Below are 13,265 nucleotides of genomic sequence, written 5' to 3' on the forward strand. Positions count from 1 at the left end.
TCAGCCGATCTGCACGTTCTTGTCGAGGGTCACTTGGTCGATGTCGGAGGTGCGCACGGTCAGTTTGACCTGCCACTTGCCGGCCATCGGGACTTGCACGCCGCTCGCGCTCCAGTGTCCGGTCGCGATGCGGTCGGGGGCGACGGGCAGCGGGCCGACATCCTTCGCCTTGAGGGTGAAGGACACCTTGACCTCGGGCAGGTCGAAGGCGCTGCCGTTGGGGCGGGTCGCGTAGACGTGCAGGTCGTTGCTGCCGGTGCGGCCCGGGGTCAGCTCCATGCGGACGGCGCCCTTGCCGTCCTTGCCGCCGGTGTCGAACGGGAAGTCGACCTTGACCGGGCCCGCGGGCTGCTGCGCCGAGGCGGCCGAGGCGTTCTTGGCCTCCTCCTCGGTGCGGCCCGGTTCGGTGCTGGTCAGGAGCGTGGTGACGGCGAGCACGACGACGGCGACGCCCGCCTCGGCGAACACCGAGCGGCGCAGGCCCGAGCGGTGCGGGTCGGCGTCACGGACGCGCTTCTGGCGGGCGGTGTCCATGGCGGCCTGCTGCCGGGCGAGCTGGACGGCACGCTTGTCCTGGCCGGGGGCCTTGGCGGCGGACGCCTTGGCGCCGGACGCCTTGCCGCCGTTGCTCTTGGCCGCGTCGGTCTTGTCGCCGCCGTCGCTCTTGCTGCTGCCCTTGCCGCCGCTGCCCTTGCCGCCGCCGCCCTTGCCGTTGCTCTTGCTGTCGCCGCTCTTGCCGTCGGCGGCGTCGAGGTCCGCCGAGACGCCCGTCTTGGAGCTGTGCGCCACGGCGACGGGCTTCTTCTTCTTGGTCGAGCTGCGCTGTTCGACGACCGCCGCGGCCGCGGCCTCGGGCACCATCCCCCCGGCCTGCCCCGCGATCCGCCCGGTCCACCGCCGCGACACCGAGGCGACGCCCACGAGGACGGCGACGAGGCCGATCTTGACGAGCAGCAACTGCCCGTACCCGGTCTCGACGAGCGCGGTCCACGAGCCGACCTGCCGCCACGACTGGTAGAGGCCGGTCGCCGCGAGCGTCACGACGCTGACGAAGGCGACGCCGGAGAAGCGCCGCACCGCGGCCGCCTCGATGTCGGGCGCGCGGTACAAGGACAGCAGCAGCGCCGCGAGCCCGCCGAGCCAGGCGGCCACGGCCAGCAGGTGCAGCACGTCGACGGGCATCGCGATCCCGGCCTGGATGCCGGTCGAGGCGTGCTCGGCGAGCGCCCAGGTGGCCGCGATGCCGATGGCGACGACGCTGCCGCCGATGGCCAGGCCGAAGGCGAGGTCCCGCTTCTCCTTGGCGTCCTCGCGCCGCTCGTACGCCCCGAAGAGCACGGCGATGAACAGCGCGGCGGCCGCGAGGAGCAGCAGCCGGGAGACGAGGGCGGCGCCGGTCTTGGTCTGCAGCACGTCGCCGAGCTTCGCCAGGTCGAAGGCGTCGCCGAGCTTGCCGGAGCCGGTGTAGGGCGCCCGCAGCAGCAGGGTCACCAGGGTGGCGCCGGTGAGGGCGAGCCAGCCGCCGACGACGAGGCGCTGGAGCGGCCGGACGCCCGCGCCGCGCTGCCAGCAGCCGAGGACGAAGGCGGCGCCGCCGACGACGACGGTGAACCCGGCGTAGGCGACGTAGCGCGCGATGTCGTAGAGGGCGCCGACGAGTCCGCCGCCGACGTCCTGGTCGGGCAGCGAGACCTTGGTGGCGGAGGGTGCCCCGATGGAGAAGGTGAAGGCCCCGGCGATGGGGTGGCTGTCGGCGGAGACGACCTGGTAGGCGACGGTGAAGGTGCCGTCGGGCAGGCCCGGCTTCAGCTTCACGCCGTACGCGTTCGAGCCCAGGTCACTGGTCTTGCCGGTGTCGACGCGCTTGCCCGCGGGGTCGAGGACCCGGACCGAGCCGTCGGACATGGCGACCTTCTCGGAGAAGGTCAGTGACACCTGCTCGGGTGCCTTGTCGACCACCGCTCCCTGCTTGGGGTCGCTCCCGGTGAGCGCGGCGTGCGCGCCGGCGGGCGCCGCGGCGGCGAGTACGGAGCCGAGGACGGCGCCGATCAGGGCGACGGCGACGAGCAGCAGTCGTCCGTAGCCGGTCAGGGCGGCCGGCCCCGGGCGGGGAGCGGTGGTCCGCATCAACTCTTCAGTCCCCTCAGTGCGACGAGTGCTTGTCGGTCGACGAGTGCTTGTCGGTGGTGGAGTGGGTCTTCGCGTTGCTCGGGTCGTGCTGCTTGGTGCTGTCGGAGGAGCTGTCCGGGTTGTACGTGGCGGACTTCACCGGCACCTGGACGGTGATCGGCTTCGACTTCTCGAAGCGGAGGGTGACCTCCACCTTGTCGCCCTGCTTCGGCTTGTGCTTGAGCTCCTCGAGCATGATGTGGTTGCCGCCGCGGGAGAAGTCGAGGGTGCCGTCGGCGGGCACGGTGAACGACTTCCGCTCCTTCATCGTGGAGCCGACGGTGGCGTGCAGGGTGACGCTGCCCGCGAGCGGGCTGGAGGCGCCGACGAGCTTGTCGGCCGCGCCCTTGTTGGTGACGGTGAAGAAGCCGCCGGCCATGTCGTCCATCGCCGGTACGGGGATGTAGGCGCCGCCGACCGAGAGGTCGGGCTTCTTCGCGGACGCGCTGCCGACTGCTTCCTTGCCGGACTTGCCGGACTTCTCGGACTTGTCGGAGTCGCCGCAGCCCGCGAGGACGAGGCCCGCGGTCAGGGCGAGGGCTCCGCCGGTGAGGAGACGGCGGCGGGTGGTGCGGTGGTTCACGGGTTCTGTCCCTTGAGGATCTTGGGGAGGTCCTGCTCGTAGTCCTTGGACGTGGCGTCCTTGCCGTTGTAGACGACATAGCCGGTGTCGGACTTCGGCGAGAAGGCGATGACCTGAGTGCCGTGCATCGACTCGAACTTGCCGTTCTTGAGCTTCTTGGTCGGCTCGACGTTGATGCCTACGGTGCGGCCGCTGGCCTGGATGGTCGGGAAGTCACCGGTCAGGCCGATGAACTCGGGGTCCTGGGCCTTGAGCCACTTGCCGAGTTCCTTCGCGGTGTCCCGCTCGGGGTCGGTGGTGACGAAGACGACCTGGAGCTTGTCGAGCTCGGCCTTGGTGACGGTCTTCTTCTGCAGCAGCGTCTTCTTGGCGACGGCGATGTTGCTCATCGTCAGCGGGCACACGTCGGGGCAGTTGGTGTAGCCGTAGTAGAGGAGCACCGGCTTGCCCTTGGTCTGCTCGCGCAGGTCGTACTTCTTGCCGTGGGTGTCCTTCAGGACCAGGTCCGGCTTCTTGAACGGCCTGTCGAGGACCGTCGCGGCCTTGTCCGACCCGGGCTCCATCGACACGTCGGCGACGGACTCCTTCTTGCTGTCGCCGTCGCCCGAACCGCACGCGCTCAGGGTGAGGGCGGCCGCGGTCAGGACGGCGGCGGCGGAGAGCGTCTTCGTGGTCTGCTTGGTCAACTTGCGCATACGAAAATGTCCCAGATGTGAGGGGGCCGGGACGCGCCGGGGCCGGGGCCCGCGGCGCGTCCCGCGGGTGGCTCAGCTGCTGCGGCGGCGTCCGGCGAGCACACCGAAGGCCACGCCCGCGGCGCCGACGACGATGCCGACGATGCCGAGGGTGCGGGCGGTGGTGTCGCTGCTGTCGCCGTCGGAGGCGCTCTCTTCCTTGCCGTCGGACTTCGCGGCGGCCTTGGCGGCCTTGTCGTCGGCGGCGCCGCCGTGGTGGTCCTCGGAGGCGGCGCTCAGCGCGAGGGCGGGCGCCGGGAACTCCGGCTCCTCCTGGCCCTTCTGCTGCGGCTCGATCCAGCGGACGACTTCCTTGTTGCTGTACGTCTGCAGCGCCTTGAACACCATCTGGTCGGCGTCCTCGGGGAGCTGGCCGAGGGACAGCGGGAACTTCTGGAAGGTGCCGGGCTCGACGCCCTTGCCGTCGGCGGTCCAGGTGACCTTGGAGACGGCCTCGTCGATCTTCTCGCCGTGGATCTCGATCGGCTTCTTCAGCTTGGTCTTGGTGACCTTCGCCTTCCAGCCCGGGATGGGCTGCGTCATCACGGACGCGAGCGGCTGGTCGGCGGGGAAGGTGATCTCGAGCTTGGTGGTGGAGGCGTCGTCGCGCTCGTTGGGGACCTTGAAGTTGACGGTCGCGTAGCCGCCCTTGGCCGCGACGCCCTCGGGGCTGACGCTGACGTGCGCGAAGGCGGGGACGGCGGAGAGCAGCAGGACGGCGGAGGCGGCGGTGCCGGCGACGACGGAGACGCGGGTCAGGGACTTCATGGCGGAATGCTCCAGTTTCGGCAGGTGGTCACGGCGGTCGTGCCCGTGGTGAACGGTGAATACGGCCGTACGCACTGTGGTGTTCGGAAAGGGGACGCGGCGCGCCGGGCCGTGCGGCCGTGCGCGGGTGCGTGCGGGTGCGCGACGCGGCACCCCTCCGATCCGATGGATGCCGGGAGGAGCGGTCCGCGTCAGGCGGCGAGCGCGAGGGCGGCGGTCGCGGGCGGACCGCGCCGGATCACCGTGTCCTCGAGGGCGGCGGCCACGAGCCGCGGCGGCGGCGGGGTGCCCGGGGCGTGCGCGGGGCCCGTCAGGGGTGCGCCGACGAGCCCGGCGCGCATGACTCGTACCAGCGCGAGGGCAGCACGGAGGGAGCGTACGAGTGCCGCCTCGGCGACTCCGTACGCCCCCTGGGCGGAGAGCCGCACGAGGCGGGCGAGCGCGAGGTCGCCGCGGCGCAGCAGCCAGCCCGCGGCGAGGGCCGCGAGGACGTGGGCGAGCAGCATCGGCAGGGACGGCAGCAGCGCGGCCATCGACGACGAGCCCATCGAGCCCATCGACGGCATCGACGTCGTCGAGGGCATCGTGCCCGTCGCCTGCGCGGCCGCCTCGGCCCCGGCGTGGGCGTGCGCGCCGTGGGCGCCGCCGGACGGTTCGAGGCCCGCGGTCCGCAGGATCTGCCGGGCCTGGACGGGCGTGAGGGTCGCCCCGCTCGCGCCGCACGCGATGCGGGCCGCGCGCTCCACGAGCGACGCGGCGTCGGAGCCGCCGCCCGCCCCGGCCGTGGTCATCGCCATGCTGTGCTGCTGGCCGAGGCCGAACAGCGCGTGCAGCGCGAGCTGGCCGACGGCGAGTGCCCCCGCGATGCCCGGCAGCGACCGCGCGCGCCCGGCGAGGGGCACGGCGACGGCGAGGACCACGACGAAGGCGGCGATCAGCGTCCACAGGGGGACGGCGGCACAGGACGCGAGCACATGGCCCCCGGCGGACAGCACGACGCAGACCGCGGCGAAGGTCGCGGCCCGCAGGAGCCGGACATCGGCTCCGGCGCGTGTCTGACGCGGGTGGGGGGCAGTCATGGCCGGGCCATCATCGCACCAGGCTTACCCGTCTCCTACGGCAGGTCGGTGGGCGGCGGCGCGTTCCCGGGGGTGTCGGGCTACACCGGACGGGGTGCCCGGCGCGTCCGCCGTATGGGCGGCATCACGTCAAGTGGGCGCTTATTCGCGGTTACTCGCGGCAATACGTATCGGTATGTCGAGCCGCAGCCAGGAGGCTGGAGCATGAGCATCTGGTGGTCACTCCATTTGCGGCGCGAAGCTGCGAGCGTTCCGCTCGCCCGGCGCCTGCTGATGGGCACGATGGAGAGCGCGGGGGTGCACCCCGACGTCTCGTACGAACTGTCGCTGGCACTCACGGAGGCCTGCGCCAACGCGGTGGAGCACGGCGGGGCCGCGACACCCGGGGCGCCGGGCGGCGCGTACCGGGTCACGGCGTATCTGGACGGCGAGACCTGCCGCATCGAGGTCGCCGACTCCGGCCCCGGCTTCCCGCCGAGCCGCATCCGGATGTCCGCCCGTCGCCGGGGCCGCCGCCGCACCCGCCGCCCGTCCCGCGCCCGCAAGGCCGTCACGCCCCCCGAGAACGCCGAGAGCGGCCGGGGCCTGTGTCTGATCCGCGAGCTGGCCGACCACGTGGACTTCGGCAACAAGCCGGGGCGCGGCGGCGCGGTGATCAGCTTCGACAAGGTCCTGAAGTGGCGGGAGGACGCGCCGCTCGTCAGCGCGTAGGGGCCCCGGCCTTGTCCGGGATGACGATGACGAAACGGGACTCCGGGCACTCCATGGGTCGGAAAACGTGACTCGGCGTGCCTCCCGGCGGATGCTGTGGGCCCGCCGGGGCCGCATCGTCTTCATCTCCTCGGTCGTCGGTGCCACCGGTGGCGCGGGCCGGGCGAACTACGCCGCGTCCAGGGCGGGCCTGGTGGGACTCGCCGGGTCCATCGCCCGGGAACTGCGCCCGCGCGGCATCACCGCGAACGTCGTCGCGCCCGGCGTCGTCGCGTCCGGCCTCGTCACGTCCGACATGACGGCGGTCCTGTCCGAGGAGCGGCAGCACGCGATCCGCGCCCGCACCGCGAGCGGCCGGGCCACGGAGCCGGACGAGATCGCGCGGTCGGTCGTGGATCTCGCGAGCGAGGCGGCCGTGACCGTCAACGGCTCGGTGCTGACGATCGACGGCGGGCTGAGCGCCGGGGTGTGACGGGGGCCGCTCCGGCCCCGCGCCGCCCGGTCGACCCCGACCCACCCCCCTCAGGACCCTCTCCGATGGCCTCCCCCACATCCCCCACGGCTCCCGAAGCCACCGGCACACCGGCACACCGGCTCGCCGACCGACCACCGCGGCTCCGTCGCCATGCGCTGCCGGGTCACCGTCGGCCGGGCCACGCACACGTGTCGGCTCGACGAGCCCAACCTCGGCCCCGAAGTCCTCGACGGCGCCGCCGAGTTCATCGCCTGGTCCGTCCTGCGCGCACTCGACGCGGAGCCCGGAAACGGGGCCTGACCCGCACCGGTCAGGTCACCGCACCGTCGCCGCGTACACCTCGAGGGCCGACCGCGGCGCCCGGCCGAGCAGCGCGCGCAGTCGGTTGTCCGTGACCGACGTGCCGTCGAGGAAGCCGCCCGCGATCGCCGAGTAGGTGCTCAGGAGCATCGGTACCTGGAACGGCAGGGCGTCGCCGGACGCGGCGACGGCCTCGCGGGTCGCGGCGAGGGTGCCGGGTTCGTAGCGGCCGTCGACCGCGGCGGCCAGGTCGGCGCCGCCCAGGGCCTGTTCGCCGACGAGTTCGTAGGTGCGGCCCGCGTGCGGGGCCGGGTCGGTGGCCACGCGGACGGCGACGTCGGCGAGGTCCTCGCGGGCCACGGCGGCGAGGCGGCCGTCGCCGAGGGGCGCGGCGACGGTGCCGTCGGGGCCCGGGGCGGCGATGGCGGCGAGGAACTCCGCGTACAGGCCGTTGCGAAGGACCGTCCAGTTCAGCGTGGAGCGGCGCAGCCTGCGCTCGGTCCAGCGGTGGGCGAGGGCGTACGTGAGGTGGTCGCCGTCGCCGCTGAGGCTGGTGTAGACGAGGTGGCCGACGCCCGCCTTCTCGGCGGCGGAGATCACGGCCTCGTGGCGGGCGGCGACGACGTCGTCCTCGGCGGCCCCGGCCGAGATGACGAGCAGGGTGTCGACGCCGGTGAAGTCCAGGGACGAGGGGGCGTCGAAGTCGACGCGGCGCTGACCGGGGGCCGGGGCGCGGGTGCCGATGACGACGTCGTCGCGGTCGGCGAGGCGGGCGGTGACGAGCTTGCCGAGTGCGCCGGTGGCGCCGGTGATCATGAGCATGGGAAGTTTCCCCCGTTGTGCTGGGTTCCATGGATGCGTGGGAGCGGGTGGCGGTGGTCGCCGGGCCCGGGATCATCGTGGTCGGCGGCGGACGATCACGTAAGGAGGCACTTTGATGTCAGCAGGGCACACGGCGGTAACCACTCCCGGCGCGGGCACGGACGAACCGGTGATCAGCTGCGAGACGCCGCAGGACGAGTGCGGTGTCCGGGACGTCCTGGACCGGCTCGGCGACAAGTGGTCCGTCTACGTAGTGGTCGAACTCGCCTCCGGAGTCCTGCGGTTCAAGGAACTCCAGCGCCGCATCCACGGCGGCGTCTCGCAGCGCATGCTCACCCTGACGCTGCGCCGTCTGGAGCGCGACGGCCTGGTGAAGCGCACCGTGCGCCCCACGATCCCGCCGCAGGTCGAGTACGAGCTGACGGAGATGGGCCACAGCCTCACCCACCTCGTGAAGTCCCTCGCGGACTGGTCGATCGCCCACCGCCCGGCGATCGCGGAGGCGCGGGCGACGTACGACGCGCGGACCACCGAGGACGTCCGGCCCTGACGGAGCGGCCTCAGCCCTCGTCCGGCGCGGGCGGCAGCACCCCGCACAGCGCCTCGATCGCCGCCGCGTACCCGTGCTCGGGCGGCGTCGCGTACCCGACCACCAGGCCGTCCGGCGCGTGCGCGGCCGCCGGGTGCCGGTAGTCGGACAGGCCCTCCAGGCCGACGCCCTGCCACGCGGCGGCCTTCACGGCGGACGCCTCCGTGCCGGGCGGCAGCCGCAGCACGGCGTGCAGCCCGGCCGCGATGCCGGTGACGGTGATGTGCGGGGCGCGCTCGGCGAGGGTGGCGACGAGGTGGTCGCGGCGGCGCCGGTAGCGCTGGCGCATGCGGCGGACGTGCCGGTCGTAGTGGCCGGAGTCGATGAGGTCGGCGAGGGTGAGCTGGTCGGGGACGCTCACCCAGGCCTCCCGCTCGCCCTTGGCGGCGAGGACCGCGTCGACCAGGTGCTCCGGAAGCACCATCCAGCCGACGCGCACGGCGGGCGACAGGCTCTTGCTCACCGACCCCATGTACACGACGCGTTCGGGGTCCAGGCCCTGGACGGCGCCGACGGGCTCCCGGTCGTAGCGGAACTCGCCGTCGTAGTCGTCCTCCAGGATCAGCCCGCCGTGCGTGCGGGCCCAGTCGACGACGGCGCTGCGGCGCGCGGGGTGCAGCGGCCCGCCCGTGGGGAACTGGTGCGCGGGCGTGAGCAGCACCGCCCGCACGGGCCCCGGCAAGTCCGCCAACTCCTCGACGCGGGCGCCGTGTTCGTCCAGGGGCAGGGGAAGCGTCCGCACCCGCGCCGCGTCCAGGAGCGAGCGGTGGAAGCCGAGCCCGTACGCCTCCACGGCAATGGGGTCTCCCCTGTTCGAGCGGAGCCGAGAACCCGGGGAAGGCCCGCGCAGCACCCCGCCGCCCGCGCCGCCCCCGGGCCCGCCGAACAGCAGCCGCAGCGCGTGCGCGAAGCCCGAGCACACCACGATCCGCTCCGGCTCGGCCCGCACCCCGCGCACCCGCGCCAGATACCCGGCGAGCGCCCGGCGCAGCTCGATCCGGCCCTGCGGATCGCCGGGCCCGAAGGCCTCGTTGGGCGCGGCGGCGAGGGCGCGGCGGGCGGCGGCGAGCCAGGCGGCGCGGGGGAAGGAACCGGCGTCCGGCTGGCCCTGGACGAGGTGGTGCGCGGGCTTCGCGGATGCGCCGGGCGAGCGCTTGGGCACGCGGACGGGGGGCGGGGGCGCGGCGCGCTCGGCGACGCGGGTGCCCGAGCCCTGCCGGGCGGTGAGCCAGCCCTCGGCGACGAGTTCGGCGTAGGCGTCGGCGACGGTGTTGCGGGCGACGCCGAGGTCGGCGGCCAGGGAGCGGTACGGGGGCAGGCGGGTGCCGGGGGCGAGGCGGCCGTCCTGCACTGCGGCGCGCAGCGCGCGGATGAGCGCGGCTCTGCGGCTGCCGCCGCCGGACAGCTCCAGGTGCAGGTCACTGCCGATGCGCTCCGCCGAATTGACCCAGGATTCCGCCATGGAACTGCACCCTACTCGTGGTCTTTGATCACCGTAGATTCATGGTCATGACGAACAACACGACGTACGCAGAGACCGCCCGGCCCGCCGGGACCGCCCCGACCACCGGGGTCGACGGGACCACCCGGCCCCTGCCCCGCATCGACTTCGCCAAGGCCGCCCCGAAGGTCTTCAAGGCCGTCATCGGCCTGGACGCCGCCGCCCGCGCCGGACTCGACCCGGCCCTCGTCGAGCTGATCCAGATCCGCGCCTCGCACCTCAACGGCTGCGCGTACTGCCTGCACATGCACACCAACGACGCGCGCAAGGCGGGCGAGAGCGAGGACCGGCTGCACATGGTCGCCGTCTGGCGCGAGGCCAGGAACTTCTTCTCCGCCAAGGAGCAGGCCGCACTCGCCCTCACGGACGCGGTCACCCGGGTCGGCGAGGCCGGGGTTCCGGATGCCGTCTACGCCGAGGCCGCCGCCCACTTCGACGAGACCGAGCTGGCGCACGTGCTCGGCCTCGTCCTCGCCATCAACACGTGGAACCGGATCGCGCTCAGCACCGCGAAGGTCGCAGGGACGGACGAGCGTTAGAGCCGGCCCCGTCGGCCCACCGCACCGCAGGACCCATCGCGTACGACGCCACCAGGATCACCCCGCCGAGCAGCAGCCACCCCGGCGCCCCCCACTCCACCAGGAGCGTGGTGAGGACCAGGGGGCCGAGGGTGCGGGCGACGGTGACCCCGGTGCCGAAGAAGCCCTGGTACTCGCCGATCCGGCCCGCGGGCGCCAGGTCGAAGCCGAGTTGCCAGGAACCGGCGGACTGCAGCATCTCGGCGGCGAGCAGCGCCACGGACGCGGCGACGAGCACCGCGGCGGCCGTCCACGCCCCGCCCGCGGCGGCCGACAGGGCGAACACCGCGCACGCGGCCAGCATCAGCACGCCGGACCTGCGCACGGCGCGTACCGCCGTCGGGATCCCGGAGACCGACCGCGCCGTACGCACCTGGAAGGCCATGACACCAAGGGTGTTGAGGACGAACAGCGCCGAGACGAGCCACGCGGGGGCGTTCGTGCGCTCGGTGAGCCACAGCGGAATGCCGAGGCTGAGCAGCGGCATCCGCAGCAGCAGCACGGTGTTGAGGAGCGTGACGAGCGCGTACGGCCGGTCCCTGAGCACCGCGAGCCGCTCGCCCGCCACCGCCGCCGTCGGCGCGACGGCGGGCAGCCGCCACAGCACCGCGGCGCACACCACGAAGCCGACGGCGTCCATCGCGAACACCGAGAGGTACGCGGCCTCGCTGCCGTGGTGCAGCGCGATGCCGCCGATTCCGGCGCCCACCGCGAGCCCCGCGTTCAGCGTGGACTGGAGGTGGGCGAGGAGCCCGGTGCGCTCCTCCTTGGTGACGAGCCCGGCGAGCAGCGCCTGGCGTGCCGCGGCGAGGCCCGACTGGGCGGTGGCGTACACGAGGGCGGCGGCCACGAACGGCACGAAGTCGCGGACGACGAGGAAGGACGCGACGGCGGCGCCGGTCGCGAGGGCGAGCAGCACCGCGGTGCCGCGCGGCCCGCGCCGGTCGGCGAGCCGCCCGAGCGGCACCCCCACCACGGACCCGACGGCCCACGCGAGCGTGAGCCCGAGCCCGATCCGCGCCGGGGCGAGCCCGACGACGTGCGTGAAGTAGAGGGCGGACGTGACGTAGTACGCGCCGTCGCCCACGGAGTTGGCGAGCTGCGCGAGGGCGAGCTGCCGCGCGGGGCCGGGGGCCGGAAGAAGGCGGGATGTCGTCATGCCCGGAACGCTAGAGGCCGAGTGGCACGCTCAGATGGTCCATTATGCGGCCCGGTTCATGGGCCACTTCAAAGGCGTCGGGTGGGGCGGAAAGAGCCCGTCCGGCGCTTGAGGGCGAGGCCGAAGGCCGATCGGCGGCGCGCCGGGCCGGGGTACGCCGAGGGCCGGGCCCCCGACCCCGGGAACCCGGCCCTCGCCGACAAGAACGGCCGCGGCCGCGGGCTAGCCCTTCAGCTCGGCCATCCAGCGCTCGACCTCGTCCGACCGCCGGGGCAGCGCGGCGGACAGGTTCCGGTTGCCGTCCTCGGTGACGAGGATGTCGTCCTCGATGCGCACGCCGATGCCCCGGTACTCCTCGGGCACGGTCAGGTCGTCCGCCTGGAAGTACAGACCGGGCTCGACGGTCAGGCACATGCCGGGCTCCAGGGTGCCGTCCACGTACGTCTCGGTGCGCGCGGCGGCGCAGTCGTGGACGTCCATGCCGAGCATGTGACCGGTGCCGTGCAGCGTCCAGCGGCGCTGCAGGCCGAGCTCCAGGACGCGCTCGACGGGGCCCTCGACGATCCCCCACTCGACCAGCTTCTCGGCGAGCACGCGCTGCGCGGCGTCGTGGAAGTCGCGGTACTTGCCGCCCGGCTTGACCGCCGCGATCCCGGCCTCCTGGGCCTCGTACACGGCGTCGTAGATCTTCTTCTGCACCTCGTCGAAGCGGCCGTTGATCGGCAGGGTGCGGGTGACGTCCGCGGTGTAGTACGTGTGCGTCTCCACGCCCGCGTCGAGCAGGAGCAGCTCGCCGGAGCGGACGGCGCCGTCGTTGCGCACCCAGTGCAGGGTGGTGGCGTGCGGGCCCGCGGCGCAGATGGAGCCGTAGCCGATGTCGTTGCCCTCGACGCGGGCGCGCAGGAAGAACGTGCCCTCGATGTAGCGCTCGGAGGTCGCCTCGGCCTTGTCGAGGACCTTCACGACGTCCTCGAAGCCGCGCACCGTGGAGTCCACGGCCTTCTGCAGCTCACGGACCTCGAACTCGTCCTTGACGAGGCGGGCCTCGGAGAGGAAGACGCGCAGCTCCTCGTCGCGCTCGGCGGTGACCTTGTCGGCCAGGGCCGCCTCGATCCCGGCGTCGAAGCCGCGGACGACGCGGACGGGCCCGGTGGCCTCGCGCAGCGCGCCGGCCAGCTCGCGGACGTCGGAGGCGGGGATGCCGTACAGCGTCTCGGCCTCGGTCAGGGAGTGGCGGCGGCCGACCCACAGCTCGCCCTGGCCGTCGAGCCAGAACTCGCCGTTCTCGCGGTTGGAGCGCGGAAGGAGGTAGATCGTCGCGTCGTGCCCGCCGGTCCGCTTCGGCTCCATGACGAGGACGCCGTCCTCGGTCTGGTTGCCGGTGAGGTAGGCGTACTCCACGGAGGCGCGGAAGGCGTACTCCGTGTCGTTCGAGCGGGTCTTCAGGTTGCCCGCGGGGACGACCAGGCGCTCGCCGGGGAAGCGCGCGGAGAGCGCGGCACGGCGGGCGGCGGTGTGCGCGGCCTGCTCGATCGGCTCCAGGTCACGCAGCTCGGTGTCCGCCCAGCCCGACTTCATGCTCTCGGCGAGCTCGTCGGAGACACCGGGGTAGAGGCCGTTCTTGCGCTGCTTGATCGGCTCTTCTTCGGTCTCCACCAGCTCTTCCGGGATCTCCGGGTTGAGGGCGTCCGACACGGTCTGCCTCCTGTTTGACGGCTCTGTACGACTCTGGACCCCCTCCATCGTACGGTCGTACGTAAGGAGGCCCAGGGGCGGAAGACCCCTCACCGCGGAGGC

At 73.3% G+C, this 13,265-nt stretch carries 13 protein-coding genes and 1 pseudogene; 5 read left to right on the forward strand and 9 right to left on the reverse strand.

Annotation, left to right across the window (positions count from 1 at the left end; all coding sequences use genetic code 11):
- From ACZ6BG_RS29075 to ACZ6BG_RS29095, 5 genes are all read right to left on the reverse strand, one after another.
- Complete coding sequence (locus ACZ6BG_RS29075; protein ID WP_469006882.1) at positions 1 to 2,127, reverse strand: copper resistance CopC/CopD family protein; 2,127 nt, start codon at positions 2,125 to 2,127, stop codon at positions 1 to 3.
- Positions 2,128 to 2,143: 16 nt separating this feature from the next.
- Positions 2,144 to 2,752 carry a copper chaperone PCu(A)C gene (locus tag ACZ6BG_RS29080; RefSeq protein ID WP_469006884.1) on the reverse strand — a complete coding sequence of 203 codons (609 nt, stop codon included), beginning with the start codon at positions 2,750 to 2,752 and terminating at the stop codon, positions 2,144 to 2,146.
- Complete coding sequence (locus ACZ6BG_RS29085) at positions 2,749 to 3,447, reverse strand: SCO family protein (RefSeq protein WP_469006886.1); 699 nt, start codon at positions 3,445 to 3,447, stop codon at positions 2,749 to 2,751. Before ACZ6BG_RS29085 ends, ACZ6BG_RS29080 begins: the two co-directional genes overlap by 4 nt.
- Before the next feature lie 72 nt (positions 3,448 to 3,519).
- Positions 3,520 to 4,254 (reverse strand): YcnI family copper-binding membrane protein, encoded by a 735-nt coding sequence (locus ACZ6BG_RS29090; RefSeq protein ID WP_469006888.1) that lies wholly within the window; start codon positions 4,252 to 4,254, stop codon positions 3,520 to 3,522.
- A 191-nt stretch (positions 4,255 to 4,445) separates the two neighbouring features.
- Positions 4,446 to 5,333: a hypothetical protein gene (locus ACZ6BG_RS29095; RefSeq protein WP_469006890.1), complete on the reverse strand. Its 888-nt coding sequence runs from the start codon at positions 5,331 to 5,333 to the stop codon at positions 4,446 to 4,448.
- Between the two features lie 204 nt (positions 5,334 to 5,537).
- Between ACZ6BG_RS29095 and ACZ6BG_RS29100 the strand changes: the two genes are divergently transcribed.
- The 3 genes and pseudogenes from ACZ6BG_RS29100 to ACZ6BG_RS29110 all read left to right on the forward strand — a co-directional run bounded on the left by ACZ6BG_RS29100 (position 5,538) and on the right by ACZ6BG_RS29110 (position 6,819).
- Positions 5,538 to 6,044, forward strand: a complete 507-nt coding sequence (locus ACZ6BG_RS29100) for an ATP-binding protein (RefSeq protein ID WP_469006893.1) — start codon at positions 5,538 to 5,540, stop codon at positions 6,042 to 6,044.
- Between the two features lie 61 nt (positions 6,045 to 6,105).
- Positions 6,106 to 6,516: pseudogene (locus ACZ6BG_RS29105) on the forward strand (SDR family oxidoreductase); the annotation flags it as partial.
- Between the two features lie 153 nt (positions 6,517 to 6,669).
- A complete protein-coding gene (locus ACZ6BG_RS29110) occupies positions 6,670 to 6,819 on the forward strand; it encodes a hypothetical protein (protein WP_469006896.1) in 150 nt (49 codons plus the stop codon).
- 15 nt (positions 6,820 to 6,834) lie between these two features.
- On the opposite strand, the gene ACZ6BG_RS29115 is transcribed toward ACZ6BG_RS29110, so the two are convergent.
- Positions 6,835 to 7,641 (reverse strand): NAD(P)H-binding protein, encoded by an 807-nt coding sequence (locus ACZ6BG_RS29115; RefSeq protein WP_469006898.1) that lies wholly within the window; start codon positions 7,639 to 7,641, stop codon positions 6,835 to 6,837.
- A gap of 115 nt (positions 7,642 to 7,756) precedes the next feature.
- On the opposite strand from ACZ6BG_RS29115, the gene ACZ6BG_RS29120 reads away from it, so the two are divergent.
- Entirely contained in the window at positions 7,757 to 8,191 is a 435-nt protein-coding gene (locus ACZ6BG_RS29120; protein WP_469006901.1) for a winged helix-turn-helix transcriptional regulator, read from the forward strand.
- A gap of 10 nt (positions 8,192 to 8,201) precedes the next feature.
- On the opposite strand, the gene pdxR is transcribed toward ACZ6BG_RS29120, so the two are convergent.
- Entirely contained in the window at positions 8,202 to 9,692 is a 1,491-nt protein-coding gene (pdxR, locus tag ACZ6BG_RS29125; RefSeq protein WP_469006904.1) for a MocR-like pyridoxine biosynthesis transcription factor PdxR, read from the reverse strand.
- Positions 9,693 to 9,733: 41 nt separating this feature from the next.
- Between pdxR and ACZ6BG_RS29130 the strand changes: the two genes are divergently transcribed.
- Positions 9,734 to 10,270, forward strand: a complete 537-nt coding sequence (locus ACZ6BG_RS29130; protein WP_469006906.1) for a carboxymuconolactone decarboxylase family protein — start codon at positions 9,734 to 9,736, stop codon at positions 10,268 to 10,270.
- Here the strand turns inward: ACZ6BG_RS29130 and ACZ6BG_RS29135 are convergent.
- Entirely contained in the window at positions 10,233 to 11,468 is a 1,236-nt protein-coding gene (locus tag ACZ6BG_RS29135) for an MFS transporter (RefSeq protein WP_469006908.1), read from the reverse strand. The two genes, ACZ6BG_RS29130 and ACZ6BG_RS29135, sit on opposite strands and share 38 nt — an antisense overlap.
- A gap of 222 nt (positions 11,469 to 11,690) precedes the next feature.
- Positions 11,691 to 13,211, reverse strand: a complete 1,521-nt coding sequence (locus ACZ6BG_RS29140) for an aminopeptidase P family protein (protein WP_469006910.1) — start codon at positions 13,209 to 13,211, stop codon at positions 11,691 to 11,693.
- Between the last annotated feature and the right edge of the window lie 54 nt (positions 13,212 to 13,265).

It is taken from the genome of Streptomyces sp. NPDC041205 (assembly GCF_055591765.1).

Excerpts from the sequence above, each read along its gene's own strand:
- ACZ6BG_RS29100 (WP_469006893.1), top strand. The coding sequence starts at position 5,538 with ATGAGCATCTGGTGGTCACTCCATTTGCGGCGCGAAGCTGCGAGCGTT.
- ACZ6BG_RS29140 (WP_469006910.1), bottom strand. The coding sequence starts at position 13,211 with ATGGAGGGGGTCCAGAGTCGTACAGAGCCGTCAAACAGGAGGCAGACC.
- pdxR (WP_469006904.1), bottom strand. The coding sequence starts at position 9,692 with ATGGCGGAATCCTGGGTCAATTCGGCGGAGCGCATCGGCAGTGACCTG.
- ACZ6BG_RS29135 (WP_469006908.1), bottom strand. The coding sequence starts at position 11,468 with ATGACGACATCCCGCCTTCTTCCGGCCCCCGGCCCCGCGCGGCAGCTC.
- ACZ6BG_RS29130 (WP_469006906.1), top strand. The coding sequence starts at position 9,734 with ATGGTCATGACGAACAACACGACGTACGCAGAGACCGCCCGGCCCGCC.
- ACZ6BG_RS29075 (WP_469006882.1), bottom strand. The coding sequence starts at position 2,127 with ATGCGGACCACCGCTCCCCGCCCGGGGCCGGCCGCCCTGACCGGCTAC.
- ACZ6BG_RS29085 (WP_469006886.1), bottom strand. The coding sequence starts at position 3,447 with ATGCGCAAGTTGACCAAGCAGACCACGAAGACGCTCTCCGCCGCCGCC.
- ACZ6BG_RS29120 (WP_469006901.1), top strand. The coding sequence starts at position 7,757 with ATGTCAGCAGGGCACACGGCGGTAACCACTCCCGGCGCGGGCACGGAC.
- ACZ6BG_RS29110 (WP_469006896.1), top strand. The coding sequence starts at position 6,670 with ATGCGCTGCCGGGTCACCGTCGGCCGGGCCACGCACACGTGTCGGCTC.
- ACZ6BG_RS29090 (WP_469006888.1), bottom strand. The coding sequence starts at position 4,254 with ATGAAGTCCCTGACCCGCGTCTCCGTCGTCGCCGGCACCGCCGCCTCC.
- ACZ6BG_RS29115 (WP_469006898.1), bottom strand. The coding sequence starts at position 7,641 with ATGCTCATGATCACCGGCGCCACCGGCGCACTCGGCAAGCTCGTCACC.
- ACZ6BG_RS29095 (WP_469006890.1), bottom strand. The coding sequence starts at position 5,333 with ATGACTGCCCCCCACCCGCGTCAGACACGCGCCGGAGCCGATGTCCGG.